20 protein-coding genes are annotated in these 22339 nt (G+C 73.7%); 14 read left to right on the forward strand and 6 right to left on the reverse strand.

All coding sequences use genetic code 11. From position 1 onward, the window contains the following. Window positions 1-139 precede the first annotated feature (139 nt). The 3 genes from OG519_RS27670 to ligD are packed head-to-tail and all read left to right on the forward strand — an operon-like array spanning window position 140 to window position 4370. Entirely contained in the window at window positions 140-1504 is a 1365-nt protein-coding gene (locus tag OG519_RS27670; protein WP_405589334.1) for an NAD(P)/FAD-dependent oxidoreductase, read from the forward strand. A 53-nt stretch (window positions 1505-1557) separates the two neighbouring features. Continuing rightward, a complete protein-coding gene (locus tag OG519_RS27675) occupies window positions 1558-3423 on the forward strand; it encodes a transketolase (protein ID WP_405589337.1) in 1866 nt (621 codons plus the stop codon). Then, window positions 3420-4370, forward strand: a complete 951-nt coding sequence (gene ligD / locus OG519_RS27680) for a non-homologous end-joining DNA ligase (RefSeq protein WP_405589339.1) — start codon at window positions 3420-3422, stop codon at window positions 4368-4370. The genes OG519_RS27675 and ligD overlap by 4 nt, the downstream gene beginning before the upstream one ends. Before the next feature lie 98 nt (window positions 4371-4468). Here the strand turns inward: ligD and OG519_RS27685 are convergent, their stop codons facing one another. Continuing rightward, window positions 4469-4876, reverse strand: coding sequence for a DUF6479 family protein (locus tag OG519_RS27685; protein WP_405589341.1), 408 nt, complete (start codon window positions 4874-4876; stop codon window positions 4469-4471). Between the two features lie 166 nt (window positions 4877-5042). Here OG519_RS27685 and OG519_RS27690 point away from each other — a divergent pair, with 166 nt between their 5' ends. Both OG519_RS27690 and OG519_RS27695 read left to right on the forward strand, forming a co-directional pair. Then, complete coding sequence (locus tag OG519_RS27690; protein WP_405589345.1) at window positions 5043-5984, forward strand: cation diffusion facilitator family transporter; 942 nt, start codon at window positions 5043-5045, stop codon at window positions 5982-5984. A 133-nt stretch (window positions 5985-6117) separates the two neighbouring features. Beyond that, window positions 6118-6870, forward strand: coding sequence for a ZIP family metal transporter (locus OG519_RS27695; protein ID WP_405589347.1), 753 nt, complete (start codon window positions 6118-6120; stop codon window positions 6868-6870). Here the strand turns inward: OG519_RS27695 and OG519_RS27700 are convergent. Beyond that, window positions 6839-7615, reverse strand: coding sequence for a hypothetical protein (locus OG519_RS27700; RefSeq protein WP_405589350.1), 777 nt, complete (start codon window positions 7613-7615; stop codon window positions 6839-6841). The two genes, OG519_RS27695 and OG519_RS27700, sit on opposite strands and share 32 nt — an antisense overlap. 349 nt (window positions 7616-7964) lie before the next feature. Here OG519_RS27700 and ggt point away from each other — a divergent pair, with 349 nt between their 5' ends. Beyond that, window positions 7965-9734 (forward strand): gamma-glutamyltransferase, encoded by a 1770-nt coding sequence (ggt, locus tag OG519_RS27705; protein WP_405589353.1) that lies wholly within the window; start codon window positions 7965-7967, stop codon window positions 9732-9734. 74 nt (window positions 9735-9808) lie between these two features. Here ggt and OG519_RS27710 read toward each other — a convergent pair whose 3' ends face one another. Next, on the reverse strand, window positions 9809-9955 hold the full coding sequence (locus tag OG519_RS27710) for a hypothetical protein (RefSeq protein ID WP_405589356.1): 147 nt from the start codon (window positions 9953-9955) through the stop codon (window positions 9809-9811). Between the two features lie 66 nt (window positions 9956-10021). Next, the gene (locus tag OG519_RS27715) at window positions 10022-10453 is read right to left on the reverse strand and encodes a MarR family winged helix-turn-helix transcriptional regulator (RefSeq protein WP_405589359.1); all 432 of its coding nucleotides are present in this window, start codon (window positions 10451-10453) and stop codon (window positions 10022-10024) included. Between the two features lie 145 nt (window positions 10454-10598). Between OG519_RS27715 and OG519_RS27720 the strand changes: the two genes are divergently transcribed. The 7 genes from OG519_RS27720 to OG519_RS27750 all read left to right on the forward strand — a co-directional run bounded on the left by OG519_RS27720 (window position 10599) and on the right by OG519_RS27750 (window position 19955). Next, window positions 10599-12563: a hypothetical protein gene (locus OG519_RS27720; RefSeq protein WP_405589362.1), complete on the forward strand. Its 1965-nt coding sequence runs from the start codon at window positions 10599-10601 to the stop codon at window positions 12561-12563. 225 nt (window positions 12564-12788) lie between these two features. Continuing rightward, entirely contained in the window at window positions 12789-13631 is an 843-nt protein-coding gene (locus tag OG519_RS27725) for a nitrilase-related carbon-nitrogen hydrolase (RefSeq protein ID WP_405589365.1), read from the forward strand. 5 nt (window positions 13632-13636) lie between these two features. Further along, window positions 13637-14989 carry an aspartate aminotransferase family protein gene (locus tag OG519_RS27730; RefSeq protein ID WP_405589368.1) on the forward strand — a complete coding sequence of 451 codons (1353 nt, stop codon included), beginning with the start codon at window positions 13637-13639 and terminating at the stop codon, window positions 14987-14989. Further along, complete coding sequence (gene hydA / locus OG519_RS27735) at window positions 14986-16398, forward strand: dihydropyrimidinase (protein WP_405589371.1); 1413 nt, start codon at window positions 14986-14988, stop codon at window positions 16396-16398. Before OG519_RS27730 ends, hydA begins: the two co-directional genes overlap by 4 nt. Window positions 16399-16492: 94 nt before the next feature. Continuing rightward, a complete protein-coding gene (locus tag OG519_RS27740) occupies window positions 16493-17506 on the forward strand; it encodes a TIGR03842 family LLM class F420-dependent oxidoreductase (RefSeq protein WP_405589373.1) in 1014 nt (337 codons plus the stop codon). 59 nt (window positions 17507-17565) lie between these two features. Further along, window positions 17566-18525 carry an inositol monophosphatase family protein gene (locus OG519_RS27745; protein WP_405589376.1) on the forward strand — a complete coding sequence of 320 codons (960 nt, stop codon included), beginning with the start codon at window positions 17566-17568 and terminating at the stop codon, window positions 18523-18525. Continuing rightward, window positions 18522-19955, forward strand: coding sequence for a phytoene desaturase family protein (locus OG519_RS27750; RefSeq protein WP_405589379.1), 1434 nt, complete (start codon window positions 18522-18524; stop codon window positions 19953-19955). Before OG519_RS27745 ends, OG519_RS27750 begins: the two co-directional genes overlap by 4 nt. Before the next feature lie 30 nt (window positions 19956-19985). Here OG519_RS27750 and OG519_RS27755 read toward each other — a convergent pair whose 3' ends face one another. Beyond that, window positions 19986-20780 (reverse strand): SIR2 family NAD-dependent protein deacylase, encoded by a 795-nt coding sequence (locus tag OG519_RS27755; RefSeq protein WP_405589381.1) that lies wholly within the window; start codon window positions 20778-20780, stop codon window positions 19986-19988. Between the two features lie 57 nt (window positions 20781-20837). Further along, a complete protein-coding gene (locus OG519_RS27760) occupies window positions 20838-21659 on the reverse strand; it encodes a nucleotidyltransferase domain-containing protein (protein ID WP_405589384.1) in 822 nt (273 codons plus the stop codon). Between the two features lie 123 nt (window positions 21660-21782). Between OG519_RS27760 and OG519_RS27765 the strand changes: the two genes are divergently transcribed. Next, complete coding sequence (locus OG519_RS27765) at window positions 21783-22250, forward strand: SCP2 sterol-binding domain-containing protein (RefSeq protein WP_405589387.1); 468 nt, start codon at window positions 21783-21785, stop codon at window positions 22248-22250. Window positions 22251-22339 lie beyond the last annotated feature (89 nt).

The raw sequence follows: 22339 nt of genomic DNA on the forward strand, positions 1-22339 counted from the left end.
CGCGGGGCGGTGCGCACTCACGGACCGGCCCGGCACCCCGCTGGGCACTCCCGGGCACCCCCTGATCGCCCCGGGGCGGCCCGCCCTGTTTGTCCCGCTCCCTCTCGGGCACCCGCAGCCTGAGGAAGGGAGCGCCCCCATGTCCCGATCCCGTGTTGTCATCGTCGGCGCCGGTTTCGCCGGATACCACGCCGCTCGGGCCCTGACCCGGCACCGCGGTCTGCGTGACGAGACCGAGATCGTCCTGATCAACCCCACCGACTACTTCCTGTATCTGCCCCTGCTGCCCCAGGTCGCCTCCGGTGTGCTCGATCCGCGCCGGGTCACGGTGTCGCTGCCGAGCAGCCTGCCCGACGCCCGGCTGGTGCTCGGCGAGGTCGACGGGGTGGATCTGGACGGGCACGCGGTCTCGTACACCGACCCGGAGGGGAATCCGGGCACCATGCCGTACGACCGGCTGGTGCTCACCGTGGGCAGCGTCAACAAGCTGCTGCCGATCCCGGGCGTCACCGAGCACGCGCACGGCTTCCGGGGGATGCCCGAGGCGCTGTATCTGCGGGACCACATCACCCGGCAGATAGAGATGGCCGGCGGGACGGACGACCCGGCCGAGTGCCAGGCGCGCTGCACCTTCGTGGTGGTCGGCGCCGGCTACACCGGCACCGAGGTGGCCGCCCAGGGCAAGCTCTACACCGACGCCCTGGTCCGCAAGCACCGTACCCTGCAACATCGCGACCCGCCGCGCTGGATCCTGCTGGACATCGCCGAGCGGGTGCTGCCCGAACTCGACCAGCGGTTGTCGCGCACCGCCGACCGGGTGCTGCGCAAGCGCGGTGTGGAGGTGCGCACCGGCCACTCGGTCAAGGAGGCCACCGCCGACGGCGTCTTCCTCGACACCGGGGAGAACGTCCCCACCCGCAGCCTCATCTGGTGCGTCGGCGTCCGCCCCGACCCGCTGGTCGACTCGGTCGGCCTGGCCGCCCAGAAGGGGCGGCTGGAGGTCGGACCCGATCTGGTGGTCCCCGGCCACCCGGACGTGTTCGCGGCCGGCGACGCCGCCGCGGTCCCCGACGTCACCCGTCCCGGTTCGGTGACCCCGATGACCGCGCAGCACGCCGGGCGGCAGGGCAAGACCCTCGCCAACAACATCGCGGCCTCCTACGGGTACGGCGAGACCCGCGCGTACAAGCACCACGACCTCGGCTTCGTGGTGGACCTCGGCGGCGCCAAGGCCGCCGCCAACCCGCTGAACGTGCCGCTGTCCGGCGTCGCCGCCGGCGCGGTCACCCGCGGTTACCACCTGATGGCCATGCCCGGCAACCGGGTCAGGGTCGCCGCCGACTGGCTGCTCGACGCGGTGCTGCCCAAGCAGGCCGTCCAGCTCGGCATGGTCCAGTCCTTCGCGGTGCCGCTCGACAGCGCGGCACCCGAACTGCCCCGCTGGCAGCCGGACGGCCAGCGCTTCACCGATCCGCCGGAGAGCAAGCCGCCGCACAGCACCTGAGCCCGACCAGCCGCCAACGCCCGACCAACCGCCAACGAAGGAGAAAGCCCCTCATGAACACGGCCAGCCCAGAAAAGGTCCTCACCGACGAAGAGATCGCCGAACTCGGCCAGCAGCTGCGAGTGGATTCGGTACGTGCCGCGGCGGCGGCCGGTTCGGGACATCCCACCTCCTCGATGTCCGCGGCGGACCTCCTCGCCGTGCTGATGACCCGCCATCTGCGCTACGACTTCGACCAGCCGACGCACCCCGGCAACGACCACCTCATCTTCTCCAAGGGCCACGCCTCGCCGCTGCTCTACTCCGTCTACAAGGCGGCCGGCGCGATCAGCGAGGAGGAGCTGCTGACGACGTACCGCAAGCTCGGCAGCCGGCTGGAGGGCCACCCCACACCCAAGCTGCCGTGGGTGGACGTGGCGACCGGCTCGCTGGGCCAGGGCCTGCCCATCGGCGTCGGCATCGCGATGACCGGCAAGCGCCTGGACCACCTGCCGTACCGCACCTGGGTGCTGTGCGGGGACAGTGAACTCGCCGAGGGTTCGATGTGGGAGGCGTTCGAGCAGGCCGGGGACGACGGACTGGACAACATCACCGCGATCCTGGACATCAACCGGCTCGGACAGCGCGGCCCGACCCGGCACGGCTGGGACCTGGACGCCTACGGGCGGCGGATCCGCGCCTTCGGCTGGCACACCGTGGAGATCGACGGCCACGACATCGACGCGATCGACGAGGCAATGGCCGAGGCCCTCGCCACCCGCGGCAAGCCGACCGCGATCATCGCCCACACCCTGAAGGGCAAGGGCGTCGCCTCCGTCGAGAACCGCGAGGGCAAGCACGGCAAGCCGGTGCCCGACCCGGACGAGGCGATCCGCGAGCTCGGCGGCGTCCGCGACATCCTGGTCCGGGTCTCGCCCCCGGAGGCCGCCGAGCGGCCCGCGCACGACGGCGACCCGACCGCCGCGCTGCCGGTGTACGAGCTGGGGTCCGAGGTGGCCACCCGGGAGGCGTTCGGCGAGGCCCTCGCCGCGGCCGGCACCCGGCGCGGGGACATCGTGGTCCTGGACGGCGAGGTCGGCGACTCCACCAAGGCGGAGCTCTTCGAGAAGAAGCACCCCGACCGGTACATCGAGTGCTACATCGCCGAACAGCAGCTCATCGCGACCGCGGTGGCCACCCAGGTGCGCGGCTGGCAGCCCTACGCGGGCACCTTCGCGGCCTTCCTGACCCGGGCCCACGACTTCCTGCGGATGGCCGCGATCAGCCGTACCGACCTCAACATCTACGGCTCCCACTCCGGTGTCTCCATCGGCGAGGACGGCCCCTCCCAGATGGCGGTCGAGGACATCGCCATGATGCGCTGCATCCACGGCAGCACGGTGCTCTACCCCTGCGACGCCAACCAGACCGCCAAGCTCGTGCCGGCCATGGCGGACCGGGCCGGCATCACCTATCTGCGCACCACCCGGGCCGGCACCCCGGTGATCTACGGGCCCGACGAGGAGTTCCCGATCGGCGGCAGCAAGGTCCTGCGCTCCGGGCCGGACGACCAGGTGACCCTGATCGGCGCCGGCGTCACGGTGCCCCAGGCGCTCGCCGCCGCCGACCGGCTGGCCGCCGAGGGCATCCACGCCCGGGTGATCGACCTGTACTCGGTGAAGCCGGTGGACGTGATGACGCTGCGGGAGGCCGCCGCCGCGACCGGCCGGTTCGTCACCGTCGAGGACCACCACCCCGAGGGCGGCATCGGCGACGCGGTGCTGGAATCCTTCGGCAACGGCCACCCGATGCCGCTGACCACCCGGCTCGGCGTCAACGTCATCCCCGGCTCGGCCACCCCCGACGAGCAGCTCCACGCGGTCGGCATCGACGCCGACGCCATCACCGCGGCCGCCCGCACGCTGGTCGGCGTCCGATGAGTACGGTGACGGTCGGGGCCGGCCGCCACGCGGTGCGGGTGGCGCGGGCGGAGAAGGAACTCTTCCCGGCCCGCGCCGGGGCCCCGGCCGTCACCAAGGCGGACCTGGCCGCGTACTACCGGGACATCGCCGCGTACGCGCTGCCGCACCTCAGGGACCGGCCGCTGATGCTGGAGATCCATCCGGACGGTATCGACGGGCCGCGCTTCATGCTGAAGAACACGCCGTCGCACTACCCGGACTGGATCAAGCGCACCGAGCTGGCGAAGGAGGGCGGCACGGTCACCCATGTGCTGGCCAACACCGCCGACACGCTGGTCTACCTGGCCGGACAGGGCTGCACCACGCTGCACCGCTGGCAGTCGAGGGCGGACCGGCCGCGGCAGCCCGACCGGATGGTGTTCGACCTCGATCCGACGGACGCCCCGGGCGGCGGGCGGGCCGGGGCCGGCGATCCGTTCGCCGCGGTCCGCCGGGCCGCCCGCGCGCTCGGCGAACTGCTGGACGAGCTGGAACTGCCCTGGGCGCCGATGACCAGCGGCTCCCGGGGCCTGCACCTGGTGGTGCCGCTCGACCGGCAGGCCGATGTCGACGAGGTACGGGACTTCGCCAGGGAAGTGGCCGACACCCTGGCCGCGCGCCATCCCGACGAGCTGACCACCCAGCCGCGCAAGCACGACCGCGGCCGGCGGCTCTACCTCGACGTGCTGCGCAACGGCTACGCGCAGACCGCCGTCGCCCCCTGGTCCGTACGGGCGCTGCCGGGCGCGCCGGTGGCCGCCCCGATCACCCGGGAGGCGCTGGAGGACCCGGCGCTCGACGCGCGCCGCTGGACGATCCGCAACGCGCTCCAGCACGCCGCCGAGGGGCCCTGGGACGGGCTGCTGCCGGCCAGGGGCCGCTCGCTGGGACCCGCGGCCAGACGGCTGCGGGCGCTGGCGGACTGACCGGCCGGCCCGGCCGGAGACCGACGAGGTGGTGGGCGGAACCCCTGATCGGGTTCCGCCCACCACCTCGGACGCGTTACGGCCGATCCGCCCCGCCGTCAGTCGACGTTGTGCCCGCCGTGCCGCTTCGGGCGCGTCCGCAGCCGGCCACCCTTCACACCGGAGCTGTGCACCTCGTACGGCAGCCGGCGCCGCCCGTCGCGCGGCATCTCGTCAGGCTCCGGCTGGCGCGACTCGTGGGTGCGCGGGCCCGGCTCCTGGTGGCCGGGACCATGGTCGTCCGGCGCGCCGGTGTCGTGTTCCTGGCGCGTCTGCCAGGCACCGGATCGCGCCCGTTTGCCGCGGGGCACACCAGGACCGCGGCCGACGCGCCGGATACCGAGCCAGACGCCCAGGATCAGCACGATCACGATCAGGATCCCGAGGATCAACGGGCCGATGCCAACTTCGTGGTCATTGACGGCGAGCTGCACGGCGGATTGCTCGTAGTGGTCGTAAACGGACATACACGGCACCTCCTTGAGAGGCGGATGCCCGGGAAACGGCGGGGAACACGAAAGTCACAGCGAAACCCACCGGGAGTGAGCCGACCCGCGCGTGCCGTCACGACGCGGACCGTCTTACGCACCGTGACCGGCAGCCGCCGGCGGTGCGCAGTCAGGAGGACAAGGGATGGCAGAACAAGGGCGCGACGCGGGGACCCGCGGCGCGGTACTGGTGGCGCTCGCCGCGAATCTGGTGATCGCCGTCGCCAAGACCGCCGCCGGCCTCTTCGCCGGATCGCCGGCGCTCCTGTCCGAGGCCGCCCACTCCGTCGCCGACAGCCTCAACGAGGTGTTCCTGCTGCTGTCGCTGCGCCGCGCCCGCCGGGCCCCGGACAGCGACCACCCCTTCGGCTACGGCAAGGAGCGCTACTTCTGGTCACTGCTGGCGGCCGTCGGCATCTTCGTCCTCGGCGGGGTCTTCTCCTTCTACCAGGGTGTGGAGGCGCTGGGCAGCAGTGAGCGTGAGTCGTTCAGCGGCTATCTCGCCGGTCTGATCGTGCTCTTCATCTCGCTGCTCGCCGAGGGCGCGTCCCTGCTGAAAGCGGTGGTCCAGTCCCGCCGCTCCGGGGCGGGCGCCAGCGATCCGGCGCTGCGCACCGTACTGGCCGAGGACGGCACCGCGGTGATCGGCGTGCTGCTCGCCGCCGCCGGCCTGGTCGTCCACATGACGACGGGGAACGCGGTCGGTGAGGCGGCCGCGTCGATCGCGATCGGCGTGCTGCTGATGTTCGTCGCCTTCAGCCTGGGCCGGACCGCTCACGGCCAGCTCATCGGGGTCGCCGCCGACGCCGACCTGCGGGACGAGATCGAGCAGCTCCTGGTCGCCCAGCCCGAGGTGGACACCGTCGAGGAGCTGCTGACGATGCGGCTCGGCATGGACTCCACCCTGGTGGCGGCGCGGATCGACCTTTTGCCCGGGATGGACAGCGAACGGGTCGAGGAGGTGAGTCTGCGGATCCGGCAGTCCATCCAGGAGAAGTGGCCGGCCGCCGACCGGGTCTTCCTGGACATCACCGACGCCCGCCGGGAACGCGAGGCCCGGGGCGCCGCGACCGGTTCCGCCGGCTAGCCCCGTCCCGGCCCCCGGACCGGGTCGGCCCGCCGCCGACCCGGCCCGCCCCGACCCGGCCCGCCCTGGCCGGTCACCGAGGGTAAGGCGACCCTGAGTCGCGAGCGGGTACGGCGTCATGGATCATGACCCCATGCCGGTCCTGATAGCCGCGGGCGCGTTCGCGATGACTCTGATAGGCGGCCTCGTCGCACAGCGCATCGGTGACCGCCGCCATCTCGTGCTCGGCCTCGCCGCCGGGCTGATGCTCGGTGTGGTCGGCTTCGACCTGCTGCCGGAGGCGCTGCGCACCCAGCCGCACCATGTGTTCGGGGTGCCCGCCGCGCTGCTGATGTTCGTCGCGGGCTTCCTGGCCCTGCACATCGTGGAGCGCTCGGTGGCCATCCACCGGGCCCACGAGGGGGAGTACGCCCAGCACACGCACGGCCACGGCCACGCCCACGACCCGGTGAAGGGCGTGGGGCTGGCCGCCGCGTCGGCCCTGGTCGGCCACAGCGTGCTGGACGGTTTCGCCATCGGCGCCGCCTTCCAGGCGGGGAACACCGTGGGTTCCGTGGTCGCCATCGCGGTGGTGGCGCACGACTTCGCCGACGGCTTCAACACCTACACGATCACCCGGCTCTACGGGAACGGCCAGCGGCGCGCCCAACTGCTGCTCGGCGCCGACGCGCTCGCCCCGGTGGTGGGCGCCGCGATCACCCTGGCCTTCACCATCCCGCCGGGGGCGCTCGGCCTCTACCTCGGGTTCTTCGCCGGCTTCCTGCTCTACCTCGCCACGTCCGACATCCTGCCGGAGGCGCACAGCCCGCACCCGTCGAGCACCACGCTGGCGTTCACGGTGGCGGGGGCGGCCATCATGTGGCTGGTGATCGGTCTGGCCGACTGAGTCCGCCGACCGCGAGGGCGGCCTTGCCCGCGGTCGCCGCCTTGGTGACGTCGCCGACCAGTTCGACCACATCGGATCCGTACGCCTGCGAGTTGACCACCCGCAGCAGCAGACAGAAGGTCGCGTCGACCCCGTACTTGCGGGCGAGACGGGCGTGGTGGCGGGCAAGATAGCGGACCGCGGCCTGGTTGGCTATCCCCACCTGGCCGGAGGAGAGGAAGACCGGCCGGTCGTTGCCGGAGTCGCGGGCCGCGGCCAGCCGGGCCAGCAGCACGTACTCCACCGCGCCCTTCTCCAGCGGGTACGTCTCGCCGCCGACGGATATCGCGCTCTGTCCGGGTCCCGGCGCCGGGTCGGTGTTGATCTCGACGCCCGGCAGCATCGACCTGAGGTGCGCGGCCAGCCGGAGGTTGGCCTGCGGGCCGCCGATGCAGAACTCGGTCCTGGCCCCGAAACCCTGCCACGCGGTGTCGTGCGCCAGCACCTCGGCGTGCGCCCCGCACTCCTTGATCACCGCGGACAGCTCCAGCATGGAGAAGGCGTCGTGCCTGGCCAGGCTCCAGCCCCGGGCGCCCGCGTCGCGCGGCACCACCAGCAGGCACTCCGAGTCCTTGGGCAGGCCGAAGAAGCGCTGCTTGCGCCGCAGCCGCCGGCCGGACAGCCAGCCGCGGACCAACCAGCCGAGAGCCGCGCCGATCACCAGACCGGCCAGCGCGAGGACAAGGTCGCGTGCGTTGTCGCTCATGGCGCGGATCGTAGCGGTGTTCGAGCCGGGACGTCAGGTGTCGGCGGCCCCGGCAGCCTCTTCCGTACCGGCCGCATGCCGACCGCGTACCGGCCGCAGGCCGGCTCCGTAGCGGCCTCGGACCGGCTGCGGACCGGCCGACCGCCTTCCCCCGACCCGGTCCGAGCTGCCGGGCCGATGGCCATGACGGGACGGGTGGGGTGAAGTTACGCTGCCGGGACGGTCGTTGACTGGAGGCTCCGCAATGGGAATCAACCGTCGGGCACAACAACGAGCACGGCTTCGTCCATCGGTCCGCGGTGGGCGGCCGGTCCGCCGCATCGCCTTACGCACGGTCGCGGCGCTGGCGGTGACCGCCACCATCGGCGCCGTCACCGCCGCCGCGCCGGCCCATCACCGCCCACCGCAAGGACAGCCGGCGGCCAAGAGCCCGCTCGCCGTCGGCTACGGGGGAGCGGTGGCCAGCGTCGACGCCGACGCCACCGCCGCGGGCATCGACGTCCTCAAGCACGGCGGCAACGCGGTGGACGCGGCCGTGGCCACCGCGGGCGCGCTCGGCGTCACCGAGCCGTACTCCTCCGGCATCGGGGGCGGCGGTTACTTCGTCTACTACAGCGCCGCCCGGCACCAGGTCTTCACCATCGACGGCCGGGAGACCGCCCCGCACAGCGCCACCGACCAGCTCTTCGTGGAGAACGGGCAGCCACTCGCCTTCGCCGACGCCGTCACCAGCGGACGAAGCGTCGGCGTGCCCGGCACCGCCGCCACCTGGCAGACCGCGCTCGACTCCTGGGGCACCCGCTCGCTCGGCGACGTGCTGAAGCCCGCCGAGAAGCTGGCCGGCACCGGCTTCACCGTGGACGCGACCTTCAACGCGCAGACGGCGGCCAACCTGGACCGCTTCAAGGACTTCCCGGCCACCGCCAAGCTCTTCCTGCCCGGCGGACAGCCGCCGGCCGTCGGCGCGACCCTGCGCAACCCCGACCTCGCCCGCACCTACCGGGAGTTGGGCGCCAAGGGGATCGGGGCGATCTACCACGGCGACATCGGCGCCGACATCGTCCGTACGGTGCGCAAGCCGCCCGTCGACCCGGCCGCCACCCGGGTGGTCCGCACCGGTGACCTGACCACCGCCGACCTGGCGGCCTACCAGGCCAAGAAGCAGGCGCCGACGCACACCGCCTACCGCGGGCTCGACGTGTACGGACCCGCCCCGTCGTCCTCCGGCGGCACCACCGTGGCCGAGGCGCTCAACATCCTGGAGCACACCGACCTCGCCGACGCGAGCGAGGCGCAATACCTCCACCACTACATCGAGGCCAGCCGGATCGCGTTCGCCGACCGCGGCCGGTGGGTCGGTGACCCGGCCTTCGAGAAGGTGCCCACCGCCGGACTGACCAGCAAGGCGTTCGCCGCCTCCCGGGCCTGCCTGATCAAGGACGACGCGGTGCTCACCAGCCCGCTCGCGCCGGGCGACCCCGCCCACCCGGCCCCCTGCGGCGCCGGCGGCCCGACCGCGCCGACCACCTACGAAGGTGACAACACCACGCACCTCACCGTCGCCGACAAGTGGGGCAACGTCGTCGCCTACACCCTCACCATCGAGCAGACCGGCGGCAGCGCCATCACGGTCCCCGGCCGCGGCTTCCTGCTCAACAACGAGCTCACCGACTTCTCCTTCGTGCCGGCCGCGGCCGGCGTCCCCGACCCCAACCTGCCGGGACCCGGCAAGCGGCCCCGCTCCTCGATCTCGCCGACGATCGTGCTGAAGAACGGCCGCCCGGACTTCGCCGTCGGCTCACCCGGCGGCGCCACCATCATCACCACGGTGCTCCAGGTGCTCACCGAACACGTCGACCGCGGGCTGCCGCTGGTGGACGCGATCGCCGCGCCGCGCGCCAGCCAGCGCAACGCGGCCAGTACGGAGCTGGAACCCGCGCTCTGGAACAGCCCGCTCAAGGCCCAACTGGAAGGAATCGGGCACCACTTCACACAGAACCCGGAGATCGGCGCGGCCACCGGGATCCAGCGGCTGCCCGACGGCCGATGGCTGGCCGCGGCCGAGCCGGTCAGGCGCGGCGGCGGTTCGGCCGCGGTGGTCAGGCCGGCCGGGCACTGACCATCCGGTGACAGGCCGGCTCTGCCGGCTTGGCCGATGTGGCTGACGTGGCTGGCTGAGTCGGCTGAGTCGGCTCAGCCGGCGACCGCGGCGGGCAGCGGGGCGATGATCTCCGCCGTGCTGCCCGCCGCGCCGAGCCGCGGAAAGATCGTGCCTCCCGCCGGCCGCGCGGGCGTGCGCGTCGGCGTCCGTACGGTCAGCCGGCCGGTCGCCACCGTCACCTGGCAGCGGTGCTCGTAGGCGGAACTGGCGGTACTGGCGGGGCGGCGGGGGCCGACCCGCGCCGGTCAGGACTCCACCAGCCGCCGCAGCAGCGGGATCGCGGCCGTCAGGGCGCGCTGCTCGGCCGGGGTCAGCTCGGCCGCCACCGCCTCGGCGAGCCAGCTCCGGCGGGCGTGGCGTCCCGAGCCGTCCAGATCGGTGCCCGCGGGGGTGAGGGAGAGGACGACCTGGCGGCCGTCGGTCGGATGCGGGGTGCGGGCGACAAGGCCCCGCTCCTCCAGCGCGGCGAGGGTGGCCCGCATCGACTGCGGCCGGACCCGTTCGGCGCGGGCGAGCGCGGCGGTGGTCGCCGGGCCCTCGCGGCCGAGACGGCTCATCACCGAGCGCTGCGAGGGCGTCAGCTCGTCCCGTCCGGAGGCGGCTCGCAGCCGCCGGGTGAGCTGGGACAACACGGTCGTCAGCTCGTTCGCGGCGCGCGCCTGGTCCCGATTCGGCATCCACTCACCGTAAAACCGGGACGGCGGACTCGCAAGGTTGCCTGTCGAATGCCGTCGGCAGATGAAAACCCGCTGTAGCAGGGCCGTAACGCGCCGGGTGTGCAATGCGGGACGGAATGGCGGCGAAGGCGGGGCGGAGGACGTGGTGAGAACGGAACTGGCCCGGGCGACAACGGATTTTGCGCACTATTTCCGGTCGCTGGTGGCCGCGCTCGGTGAGCGGCCGAGCTGGTACGGGGTGTTCGCCGAACGCGAGCCCGGCGCGGCGCGGGCGTACCAGAGCGGCGCGGAGGTTCCGCCCTGGGACGTCGTGCAGGCGCTGCTCCACGACCTCGCGGCCGGCCGGCGCACCGCGCCCGACCCGGCGGAGAGCGCCCGCGCCCAGTCCCTGCACCGTGCCGCGGTCGCCGCCACGGACGCCGCGCCCGGCGCCGTCCACGCCCTACGGGCCCGCTTCGACGCCATCACCGGCGTGCGCGACCTCGCGATCCGCCGGGAACGCGAGGCCGCCCACGCCGTCGACCAGGCCGCCGCCGGGGCGGACCCGGGCACGTCGGCCCGGTTGGCCAACGCCCTGGCCTGGGCCCGCGACGACCGCGAGCGCGCGGCGGCCCGATTAGCCGAACTCGGCGCCCGGCTCACGGCGGTGGAAAGAGGCGAGGAGTTCTGGGCCCGCACGGGAGGCGGCGCTGCCCCGCTCGACCAGCCCACCGGCCCGGCCGACACCTTCACGGCGCCCTCCGCGGCCACCCCCGACGCCCCCCGCCGGACCCCCCGCGCCCCCTCCTGGCGAACGACCCCCACCGACGATCCGACCCCGCCGCCCCAGCACCTCCCCGGCGACCGGCACGCTCCTGACGGATCCCCGTCGCGGTTCGCAGCTACGGCCGGTGCGGACACGGAGGTCCGGAACGCTGAGCAGTGGTCCGGGTACGGCGGGGTGGTCGCCGACGGCCGGAGTGGTCGTGATGCCGGGCGGTCGGGGTTCGCCGCTACGGCCGGTGCGGACCCGGAGGTTGGGGACGTCGAGCAGTGGTCCGGGTACGGCGGAGTGGGCGCTGACGGCCGGAGTGGTCGTGACGCGGGGTGGTCGGGGTTTGAGGCCGCGGGTGGGGTTGGGCGGGAAACGGCCGGTGGGGTGTGGTCAGCGGCCGGGGTGGATGCCCGGGGTGGCGCGCACTCCGGGGGCGGGGATCCGGCCGGGCCCGCTCCCGGCACCGGGCGGCGCCGGTTGCCGGGCGGGGCGGGGCTCGGCGTGCCGCCGGGAGTGCCCGCCTCCCGTCGCGCGCGCTTCGCGCCCGACGCCCCCGAGCCGTCGGTGCCGTCGGTGCCCGCGCCGCGCGGCGCCCGGTTCGCCGGCGCGCCCGCCACGCCCGCCGCGGCGCCGGACCTGATCCCTTCGGCGGACGGGCCGGCCAAGCCGCGCGGGGCACGTTTCGCCGGCGCGCCCACCGCCCCCGCCGGGCAGACGGCCACCCCGGTCGTACCAGCCGCCCCGGCCAGGAGAGCCGCGCTGCGCGGCGCCCGGTTCGCCGGCGTCGCCGAACCCGCTCCCGCCCCGCCGCCCCGGGTCGCCGACCCCCGCTGGGCCGCCGAGGCCGAGGTGGGGGCGGCCCGGCTCGGCGCCCTGCGCAAGGCCGGGGAGACCGGCGCCGCCTACCTCGTCCTGTGCGAGGCCGCCGAGGGCCCGGCCGAGCGGTTGCCTTACCTGGCACGGGAGTTGGAGCGCACCGGTCTTGCCGCCGACGTGGCGACCCTGCTCTGGGAGGTCGCCGCGCTGCCGCCCGTCGCCCTCGCCGCGGCCGCCACCGCGCTCGCCGCCGACGGCCGCGCCGAGGACTGCGGCAACCTGCTGCGCCAGGCCGCCGCCCGGCCGGCCGCCGACATCGCCGGGGTCGCCGCCGTCCTGCACGGCAACGCCCGCACCGCCGAGACCGGCGACCTGCTGGAGACCCTCACCCGTACCCGCACCCCGGAGGACGCCGTTGAGGTCGCCCGTACCACGCCGGAGCTCACCGCGGAACTGCTCGCCGCCGCCGACCGCGTCTCCAGGTCCCGCCGGCGCGACATCGTCGCCGCGCTCCGGCGCGCGGGCCTGCCCGACCGGTGACCGGCCGGTGACCGCGCGGCCGCGCCGGACCGGTGACCATGACCCGTACGCCGTCCGCAGCAGGCGCCCGCACCGCCGAACGGGTCGCCCTGACCGGAAATCGAAACGTCTTGGGCCGGTAACGCCGGCCCTCTTGCCACAGTGGTCTCCGCGCTTCTACGTTCTTCCCACGGCTGGGATCTACGTGCGTAGAACCGACGTGACGCCACGTCAGAGGAGCTGCTCATGAGCAATGTCGTGCGGGCCGCGCTCGTCCAGGCCACCTGGACCGGCGACAGCGAGACGATGATCGCCAAGCACGAGGAACACGCGCGCGCCGCCGCCGCGCAGGGCGCCAAAGTGATCGGCTTCCAGGAGGTGTTCAACGCCCCCTACTTCTGCCAGGTGCAGCAGGCCGAGCACTACCGCTGGGCCGAGCCGGTCCCCGACGGCCCCACCGTCCAGCGGATGCGGGAGCTCGCCAGGGAGACCGGCCTGGTGATCGTGGTCCCGGTCTTCGAGGTCGAGCAGCCGGGGGTCTACTACAACACCGCCGCCGTGATCGACGCCGACGGCAGCTACCTCGGCAAGTACCGCAAGCACCACATCCCGCAGGTCGAGGGGTTCTGGGAGAAGTACTACTTCAAGCCGGGCAACCTGGGCTGGCCGGTCTTCGACACCGCGGTCGGCCGGATCGGCGTCTACATCTGCTACGACCGCCACTTCCCCGAGGGCTGGCGGGCCCTCGGGCTGGCCGGCGCCCAGCTCGTCTACAACCCGTCGGCCACCAGCCGGGGCCTGTCGGCGTATCTCTGGCAGCTCGAACAGCCCGCCGCGGCCGTCGCCAACGAGTACTTCATCGCCGCCATCAACCGGGTCGGCAAGGAGCCGTACGGCGACAACGACTTCTACGGCACCAGCTACTTCGTCGACCCGCGCGGCCAACTGGTGGACGGCGCCGCCTCCGACCAGAAGGAGGAGCTCCTCGTCCGCGACCTCGACTTCGACCTGATCGACGAGGTCCGCCAGACCTGGGCCTTCTACCGGGACCGCAGGCCCGAGGCCTACGGCGACCTGACAGGAGCGTGAGCGTGATGGCCACCGTGACCGAGAACCAGCACGCGGCGCTGCACGCCCGCCACCAGGCCGTCCTCCCGGACTGGCTGGCCACGTACTACGCGCGGCCGATCGCGCTGGCGTACGGCGAGGGCCGCCATGTCTGGGACGCGGAGGGCCGCCGCTATCTGGACTTCTTCGGCGGCATCCTCACCACCATGACCGCCCACGCGCTGCCCGAGGTGACCCACGCCGTCTCCGAGCAGGCCGCCAGGCTGCTGCACTCCTCGACGCTCTACCTCAACCACCAGGCCGTCGAACTCGCCGAGCGGGTCGCCCGGTTGTCCGGCATCCCCGACGCCCGGGTGTTCTTCACCAGCTCCGGCACCGAGGCGAACGACACCGCGCTGCTGCTCGCCACCACCTACCGCCGCTCCAACCAGATCCTGGCGCTGCGCAACAGCTACCACGGCCGTTCCTTCACCTCGATCGGCATCACCGGCAACTCCGCCTGGTCGCCGACCAGCCTCTCGCCGCTCCAGACGCTCTACGTGCACGGCGGCGTGCGGAGCCGCGGGCCGTTCGCGCGGCTGAGCGACGCGGAGTTCACCGCCGCGTGTGTCGAGGACCTGGAGGACATGCTCGGCCAGGCGAACGGCACGGTGGCCGCGCTGATCGCCGAACCGGTCCAGGGCGTCGGCGGGTTCACCTCGGGCCCCGACGGGCTGCTCGCCACGTTCAAGCAGGTGCTGGACCGGCACGGCATCCTGTGGATCACCGACGAGGTGCAGACCGGCTGGGGCCGCACCGGCGACCACTTCTGGGGCTGGCAGGCACACGGACAGAGCGGGCCGCCCGACATCCTCACCTTCGCCAAGGGCATCGGCAACGGCATGTCCATGGGCGGGGTGGTGGCCCGCGCCGAGGTGATGAACTGCCTGACCGCGAACTCGATCTCCACCTTCGGCGGCAGCCCGGTCACCGCGGCGGGCGCGCTCGCCAACCTCACCTATCTGCTCGACCACGACCTCCAGGGCAACGCCCGCCGGGTCGGCGGCCTGCTCAAGGCGCGTCTGGAGGCGGTCGGCGCCGGGCTGGGCATCGTCCGCGAGGTGCGCGGCCGCGGCCTGATGCTCGGCGTGGAACTGGTCGCGCCCGGCACCGACACCCCGTCGCCCGAAGCCGCGGGGCTGGTGCTGGAGGCCGCCCGTGAGCAGGGCGTACTGATCGGCAAGGGCGGCCGGGCCGGCAACGCGCTGCGGATCGCCCCGCCGCTCTCGCTGACCGTCGCCGAGGCGGAGGAGGGCGCCGCCGCCCTCGAAGCGGCCCTCAAGCAGGCGCAGTCCACCCTCGAAGCCCAGTCCGGGCCGGCCGGCGGGAGCGTGCTGTGACCACCTCCCGCACCCTGATCCGCGGCGGCCTCGTCATCACCGCCGCCGACGAGGCACACGCCGATGTGCTGATCGAAGGCGGCCGGATCGCCGCGGTCGCCGCCGCCGACTCCTCGGTCGCCCAGGGCTGGCACGAGATAGACGCCGAGGTGATCGACGCCGCCGGCGCCTATGTCATCCCGGGCGGCGTCGACGCCCACACCCATATGGAGATGCCGTTCGGCGGGACCACCGCCTCCGACACCTTCGAGACCGGCACCCGCGCCGCCGCCTGGGGCGGCACCACCACCATCGTGGACTTCGCCATCCAGAACGTCGGCCGCTCCCTGCGCTCCGGGCTCGACGCCTGGCTCGACAAGGCCGACGCCCGCTGCGCCATCGACTACTCCTTCCACATGATCGTCTCCGACGTCAACGACGAGACGCTCAAGGAGATGGACATCCTGGTGGAGGAGGGCGTCACCAGCTTCAAGATGTTCATGGCCTACCCGGGCGTCTTCTACAGCGACGACGGCAAGATCCTGCGGGCCATGCAGCGCGCCGCGGGCAACGGCGGCCTGGTGATGATGCACGCGGAGAACGGCATCGCCATCGACGTGCTCGTCGAGCAGGCGCTCGCCGCCGGGAAGACCGACCCTCGCTACCACGGCGAGGTGCGGCACGCCCTGCTGGAGGCCGAGGCGACCCACCGGGCCATCCAGCTCTCCCGGGTGGCCGGCTCGCCGCTCTACGTCGTGCACGTCTCCGCCCAGCAGGCCGTCGCCGAACTGGCCGCGGCCCGTGACCAGGGGCTGCCGGTCTTCGGCGAGACCTGCCCGCAGTACCTCTTCCTGTCCACCGACAACCTCGCCGAGCCCGACTTCGAGGGCGCCAAGTACGTGTGCAGTACGCCGTTGCGCCCGCGTGAGCACCAGGCCGCGCTCTGGCAGGGGCTGCGCACCGACGATCTCCAGGTGGTCTCCACCGACCACTGCCCGTTCTGCTTCAACGGGCAGAAGGAGATGGGCCGCGACGACTTCTCCAAGATCCCCAACGGCCTGCCCGGGGTGGAGAACCGGATGGACCTCCTCCACCAGGCCGTGGTGGAGGGGCGGATCAGCCGCCGCCGCTGGATCGAGATCGCCTGCGCCGCGCCGGCCCGGATGTTCGGCCTCTACCCGCGCAAGGGCACCCTGGCCCCCGGCGCCGACGCCGATGTGGTGATCTACGACCCGCACGCCGAACAGGTGCTGTCCGCCGAGACCCACCATATGAACGTCGACTACAGCGCCTATGAGGGCCGGCGGATCACCGGCAAGGTGCGGACCGTGCTCTCCCGCGGTGTGCCCGTCATCCAGGACGGTTCGTACGTGGGCCGGGCCGGCCACGGCCGCTACACACCGCGCGGCATCTGCCAGTACCTGGACTGAGCCGGGCCCCACCCTCCCGTCAACCTGACCAAGCCGGCACCCTCACCAAGCCAGCACCCGATCAAGCCGGCACCCCGACCAAGGAAGCGGCGCCATGGACTTCGGCCTTGTGCTCCAGACCGATCCGCCTGCCAGTGAAGTCGTCGACCTGATGTGCCGCGCCGAGCGCAACGGCTTCACCCACGGCTGGACCTTCGACTCCGCCGTGCTGTGGCAGGAACCCTTCGTCATCCACAGCCGCATCCTCGACCGTACCGAGCGGCTCACCGTCGGCACCATGGTCACCAACCCCGGCACCCGCACCTGGGAGGTGACCGCCTCCACCTTCGCCACCCTCAACTCGATGTACGGCAACCGCACCATCTGCGGCATCGGACGCGGCGACTCCGCGATGCGGGTGGCGGGCCGGCCGCCGGACACGCTGGCCCGGCTCGGCGAGGCCATCCCGGTCATCCGCGACCTCGCCGAGGGCCGCGAGGCCGAGGTCGGCGGCGTCCCGCTGCGACTGCCCTGGGTCACCGACGGCCGGCTGCCGGTCTGGATGGCCGCCTACGGCCCCAAGGCGCTGGCCCTCGCCGGCGAGCGGGCGGACGGGTTCATCCTCCAACTCGCCGACCTCTTCCTCACCGAATGGATGGTGAAGGCGGTCAGGGACGCCGCGGAGAAGGCCGGCCGCGACCCGGCCGCCGTCACCGTCTGCGTCGCCGCCCCCGCGTACGTCACCGCCGACGACTCGCCGGAGGCGCTCGCCCACGCCCGTGAGCAGTGCCGCTGGTTCGGCGGCATGGTCGGCAACCACGTGGCCGACCTGGTCCGGCGCTACGGCGAGCACTCCGCCCTGGTGCCGGATGAGTTGACCGCGTACATCAGGCAACGCCAGGGCTACGACTACTCCCACCACGGCCGCGCCGGAAACCCCGACACCGCCTTCGTGCCGGACGACATCGTGGACCGCTTCTGCCTGATCGGCACCCCGCGGGCCCAGTTGGCCAAGCTGGCGGCGCTGCGTGACCTGGGCGTCGACCAGTTCGCGGTCTACAACATGCACGACGCCAAGGAAGCGGTGATCGACGCCTACGGCGAGCACATCATCCCGGCGCTGCGCTGAAACACCCGGCGCTCCCCGGCCCCGAGCCGGGCGGCGCCGGGGTCTGATTGGATGGCGGTATGGGCAACGAGGTCGACGCGGTCAGTACGGGGACAGCGGCAGCGGAAGGTGTCACGGACGCGCTCTTCGCCGCCGTCGCGGACACCGTCAGGGAGGTCGTCGCGGCCGAGGTCGTACCGCGCTGGCGGCGCCTCGCCGACGCCGACATCGTGCAGAAGAACGGTCCGCACGACCTGGTCACCACCGCCGACCGGCTCGCCGAGGAGCGTCTCACCGAGCGGCTGACCGCGCTGCTGCCCGGCTCCGTGGTGGTCGGCGAGGAGGCGGTCAGCGCCGACCCCACGCTGCTCGGCCGGCTGCGCGGCGCCGACCCGGTCTGGGTGATCGACCCGATCGACGGCACCGCCGCCTTCGTCCGCGGCGATGTCGGTTTCTCCACCCTGGTCACCCTGGTCCGCGGCGGGCAGCCGGTCGCCTGCTGGACGTACGCCCCGCAGCTCGACCTGTTCGCCACCGCCCGCCGGGGGCAGGGCGCCCACCTCGACGGCAAGCGGCTGCGCACCGCGACCGGGCGGGAGCCGCTGCGGGTGTGGATCTCCAACCCGGTCTTCCGTACCGACGGCGAGCGCGCCGTGATCGGGCGGCTGACCGCCGCGGGCGTCACCACCGTCCCCTGCCTCACCAGCGCCGGACTCGGCTACGTCGAGGTGGCGCGCGGCCTCGCCGACGGGGTCGCGTTCTTCTGGGAGGCGCCCTGGGACCACGCCGCCGGGCTGCTGCTGGTCACCGAGGCGGGCGGGACGAGTCTGACCACGGCGGGGGAGCCGTTCGGCGTCCCCGGCGGGAACGCGCTGCCGTTCACGGTCGCCCGGGACGAGGAGACGGCCCGCCGTATCGTCGGCCTGCTCGCCGCGGGCGGCCCGGCCACCCCAGGTGCCCCAGGCGCCTCAGCGGGGCCCGGCACCCCGGGCGCCCCCGGCGATTCCGGCACCCCCGGCTCCGAGGCGGCCGGCCGATGAGCCGGGCGGTGGTGGCCGACGCGGTGGTGGTCGGCGCCGGACCCAACGGGCTCACCGCCGCGGTCCAACTCGCCCGCGCCGGCCTCTCCGTGCACCTCTACGAAGCCGCCGACACGGTGGGCGGCGGCGCCCGCACCGAGGAACTGACGCTGCCCGGCTTCCGCCACGACCCCTGCTCGGCCGTGCACCCCTTCGGCGTCGGCTCACCCGTCTTCGGCACCCTGCCGCTCGCCGACCACGGGCTGGAGTGGCTGCACCCCGAAGTGCCGATGGCGCACCCCTTCCCGGACGGCACCGCCGCGGTCCTCGGCAGGACCGCCGGGGAGACCGCCGCCTCGCTCGGCCCCCGCGACGCCGGCACCTACCGGCGGCTGCTCGCCCCCTACCTCGGCCACTGGGACGCCCTCGCCGCCGACTTCTTCCGGCCCCCGTGGGCCGGACTGCCCCGCGACCCCTACCGCTTCCTGCGGTTCGGGCTCACCGGCACCCCGCCGGCCGCGCTGCTCGCGCTGCGCTTCCGCGACCCCAAGGGCCGGGCGCTGATCGCCGGGCTCGCCGGGCACGCCATCTCCCGGCTGACCGAACCCTTCACCGGCGCGATGGCGTTGATGTTCGCGCTGGCCGCGCACGAACGGGGCTGGCCGGTGGCCCGCGGCGGCTCCCAGGCGATCTCCGACGCGCTGGCCGGCCTGTTCACCGAACTCGGCGGCGAGATCAGGACCGGCGTCACCGTACGCAAGCTGGACGAGCTGCCGCCGGCCCGCGCGTATGTCTTCGACACCTCGCCGACCGCGCTGGCCCGGATCGCCGCGCTCGGCGACGTCTACCGGAACTACCGGTACGGACCCGCCGTCTTCAAGGTCGACTACGCGCTTGACGGCTCGGTGCCCTGGACCGCGCCCGCCGCCCGCCGGGCCGGCACCGTCCATCTCGGCCACTCCGCCACCGAGATCGGCGACGCGCTCAACCGGGCGGTCACCGGGCGGTCACCGCAGACGCCGTTCCTGATCACCGCGCAGCCGACCGTGGTCGACCCCTCGCGGGCGCCGGCCGGCAAGCACGTCTTCTGGGCCTACGCGCACGTCCCGCAGGGCTGGCGGGGGGACGCGACCGACGCGATCGAGCGGCAGATCGAGCGGTTCGCCCCGGGCTTCCGCGACCTCGTGCTGGCCCGCGCGGTCACCGGTCCGGCCGAACTCGCCACCCGCAACGCCAACTACGTCGGCGGGGACATCGCCTGCGGTGCCTTCTCAGGAGTGCAGACGCTGCTCCGTCCCCGGCCGACCACGAGCCCCTACGCCACCCCGCGCCCCGGGGTCTTCCTCTGCTCCTCGGCCACCCCGCCGGGCCCCGGCGTCCACGGCATGAGCGGGCACAACGCCGCGCGCGCGGTCCTGCGCCATCTGCGCCACGCGTCGCGGCGGGAGTAGCCCCGAGGCTGCTTTCACCACCGCCGACCCTCAGTTGGCGGCGGGGTCGGCGGCTTCCGCGGCCGTGCGCGTCTCGGCTCCGGCCGCGGTGAAACCCGCCGCGAGGCTCGCCAGCAGGGGCGGCAGCGCCGTACCGATGGGCGTGCGGATCACCTCGGCGGCCAGCGCGTCGTACGGGGTCGGGTCGGCGTTGACGATGATCAGGCGGGCGCCGCTCTCGGCGGCCATCGCGGCGAGCGACGCGGCGGGCTGGACCTGGAGGCTGGTGCCGACCGCGAGGAAGACGTCGCTGCCCCTGGCGATGGCCACCGCGTCGGCCAGCACCCGCGGGTCGAGGCGCTGGCCGAACATCACCGTCGCGGACTTGAGGATGCCGCCGCACGCCCGGCAGCGGGGGTCCTCCTCGCCGGCCGCGACCCGTTCGAGCGCCTCCGCCATCTCGCCGCGGGCCCCGCAGACCGTGCACAGGACCGTCCGCGCGGTGCCGTGCAGTTCCAGGACCTTGCGCGGGGTGAGTCCGGCGAGCTGGTGGAGGCCGTCGACGTTCTGGGTGATGACCCGCACCGGGACACCGGCCCGCTCCAGCCGCACGATCGCCTCGTGCGCGACGTTGGGCCGGGCCCGCCAGGTCTCGCTGTCCCGCCGCATCCGCCAGGCCCGGCGGCGGATCTCCGGATCGGTCATGTAGGTGTCGAAGGTGACGAGCTTCTCCGCCGTGGGGTCGCGCCGCCACAGGCCCTGGGGGCCGCGATAGTCGGGGATGCCGGAGTCCGTGGAGATCCCGGCGCCGGTCAGCAGGGCCACGAGGGGCTTGCGGGTGCTCATGCCGTCGAGCGTAGGACGCCCACCGCGCCCGCGGCGAGCGATAAAGACCCGGCGGCGTCACTCGGCCAGCGACTCCCTGACCTCCCGCACCAGTACGGACGCCGACGCGACGGTCCGGCTCAACTCCGCCGCCGTGCTGCCGCATCCGCCCAGCAGGGCCGCGGCCCGGGCGGCCCACCCGGGCGGCGCGCCCGGCAGCCCGGCCGCAGCGGCGAGCGCGCCCTTCTCGTTCAGGCACCAGGTGCGGGCATGGGCGTGCAGCGACTGGGCCAGCACGCCGAAGGCGCGGGACAGGCACAGCGAGACATGCAGAGTGTCGCCGCTCCTGGCGGACTTGGCGGCGCCGACCACCGAGAAATCGGCCTCCCAGGCCGCTTCGACCAGCGCGGTGCGCAACTTCTCCGGGTAGCGGCCGACTTCGGCCCGCAGCGCGGCCAGCTCGTCCCCGGGATCGGCCAGCGGGCGGCCGAGGGCGACCTCGCCGGGGTAGCAGGGCGACCAGAAGCCGAGCGGATGGCCGGGCTGGATCCCCACCTCGTAGCGGCCCTGGCGGCACTCGGCCCAGACCGTGCGGACCCGGTCCAGATCACGCAGGATCCAGTCCACGGCCATGCCGTCCACCGTGAGCCAGGCGCCGCCGTTCACCCACGGCCCCCAGCCGCCGGGGCCGGCCACCGCCACCGGCTCGCCGGTCAGCTCGGCGGCGAGGGCGGCCAGCCCGGCGGTGTCGACGGCGCCCCGGTAGTAGATACCGAGGTCCCAGTCGGAGTCCGGCCGGTGGGCGCCGCGGGCGCGGCTGCCGCCGAGCAGCACCCCGACCACGCCGGGCACCCCGGCGATCGCCGCCGCCATCGACGCCACATCGGGTCCACCGCTCATCCCGCGACCGTACCGCCGGTCCCGCGCCGTCCGGGCCCCGATTTCCCGGGGTTGCCGGGGGCAGGCACCGAAACTAGGCTTACCCGTCAGTAAACTTACTCGGAAGTCAGGAAGGTGGGGCGGATGGCGGCCCTGGACGATCTGGACCTGGAAACCCTCGACTTCGGCGCGGTGGAGCCCAAGGAGTTCGCCCGGATCGTCAAGGAGCTGCCCGCCCGGCGGATCGCCGAGCTGATGGCGGGACCGCAGCGGCGCCGGGTGCTCGACGAGGTCTTCGGCCGGATGAACACCCACTTCCGGCCGTCGGCCGCCGGTGACCGTGACGCCCTCATCCGGTGGACGATCACCGACGGCGAGGGGGAGGGCGATGTCTACGAGACCCATATCGCCCACGGCACCTGCACGGTTACGCCGGAGCGGACCGACCGCGCGCCCCAGCTCGCCCTGACGGCGGCCGGCCCCGACTTCCTCAAACTCGTCTCCGGCAACGCCTCAGGGCCCACCCTCTTCTTCACCCGCAAGCTCAAGGTGAAGGGCGACATCCGGCTGGCCGGCGGCCTGACGTATTTCTTCGACATTCCCCGGCTCTGAGCGGGGGCTCTGGCCGACGGGGTGGAACGGTCGCACCCTGGCTGCGGACCGGACGTGGTTGCTCGCGCGGTTCCTCGCGCCCCTGGCGG

It is taken from the genome of Streptomyces sp. NBC_01190, assembly GCF_045039895.1.
In the GTDB taxonomy this organism is placed as follows: domain Bacteria; phylum Actinomycetota; class Actinomycetes; order Streptomycetales; family Streptomycetaceae; genus Actinacidiphila.

Bases quoted from the DNA above. Each gene is read 5' to 3' on its own strand.
- OG519_RS27670 (WP_405589334.1), top strand. From the start codon at position 140: ATGTCCCGATCCCGTGTTGTCATCGTCGGCGCCGGTTTCGCCGGATAC.
- OG519_RS27675 (WP_405589337.1), top strand. From the start codon at position 1,558: ATGAACACGGCCAGCCCAGAAAAGGTCCTCACCGACGAAGAGATCGCC.
- ligD (WP_405589339.1), top strand. From the start codon at position 3,420: ATGAGTACGGTGACGGTCGGGGCCGGCCGCCACGCGGTGCGGGTGGCG.
- OG519_RS27685 (WP_405589341.1), bottom strand. From the start codon at position 4,876: ATGTCCGTTTACGACCACTACGAGCAATCCGCCGTGCAGCTCGCCGTC.
- OG519_RS27690 (WP_405589345.1), top strand. From the start codon at position 5,043: ATGGCAGAACAAGGGCGCGACGCGGGGACCCGCGGCGCGGTACTGGTG.
- OG519_RS27695 (WP_405589347.1), top strand. From the start codon at position 6,118: ATGCCGGTCCTGATAGCCGCGGGCGCGTTCGCGATGACTCTGATAGGC.
- OG519_RS27700 (WP_405589350.1), bottom strand. From the start codon at position 7,615: ATGAGCGACAACGCACGCGACCTTGTCCTCGCGCTGGCCGGTCTGGTG.
- OG519_RS27715 (WP_405589359.1), bottom strand. From the start codon at position 10,453: ATGCCGAATCGGGACCAGGCGCGCGCCGCGAACGAGCTGACGACCGTG.
- OG519_RS27725 (WP_405589365.1), top strand. From the start codon at position 12,789: ATGAGCAATGTCGTGCGGGCCGCGCTCGTCCAGGCCACCTGGACCGGC.
- OG519_RS27730 (WP_405589368.1), top strand. From the start codon at position 13,637: ATGGCCACCGTGACCGAGAACCAGCACGCGGCGCTGCACGCCCGCCAC.
- OG519_RS27740 (WP_405589373.1), top strand. From the start codon at position 16,493: ATGGACTTCGGCCTTGTGCTCCAGACCGATCCGCCTGCCAGTGAAGTC.
- OG519_RS27745 (WP_405589376.1), top strand. From the start codon at position 17,566: ATGGGCAACGAGGTCGACGCGGTCAGTACGGGGACAGCGGCAGCGGAA.
- OG519_RS27750 (WP_405589379.1), top strand. From the start codon at position 18,522: ATGAGCCGGGCGGTGGTGGCCGACGCGGTGGTGGTCGGCGCCGGACCC.
- OG519_RS27755 (WP_405589381.1), bottom strand. From the start codon at position 20,780: ATGAGCACCCGCAAGCCCCTCGTGGCCCTGCTGACCGGCGCCGGGATC.
- OG519_RS27760 (WP_405589384.1), bottom strand. From the start codon at position 21,659: ATGAGCGGTGGACCCGATGTGGCGTCGATGGCGGCGGCGATCGCCGGG.
- OG519_RS27765 (WP_405589387.1), top strand. From the start codon at position 21,783: ATGGCGGCCCTGGACGATCTGGACCTGGAAACCCTCGACTTCGGCGCG.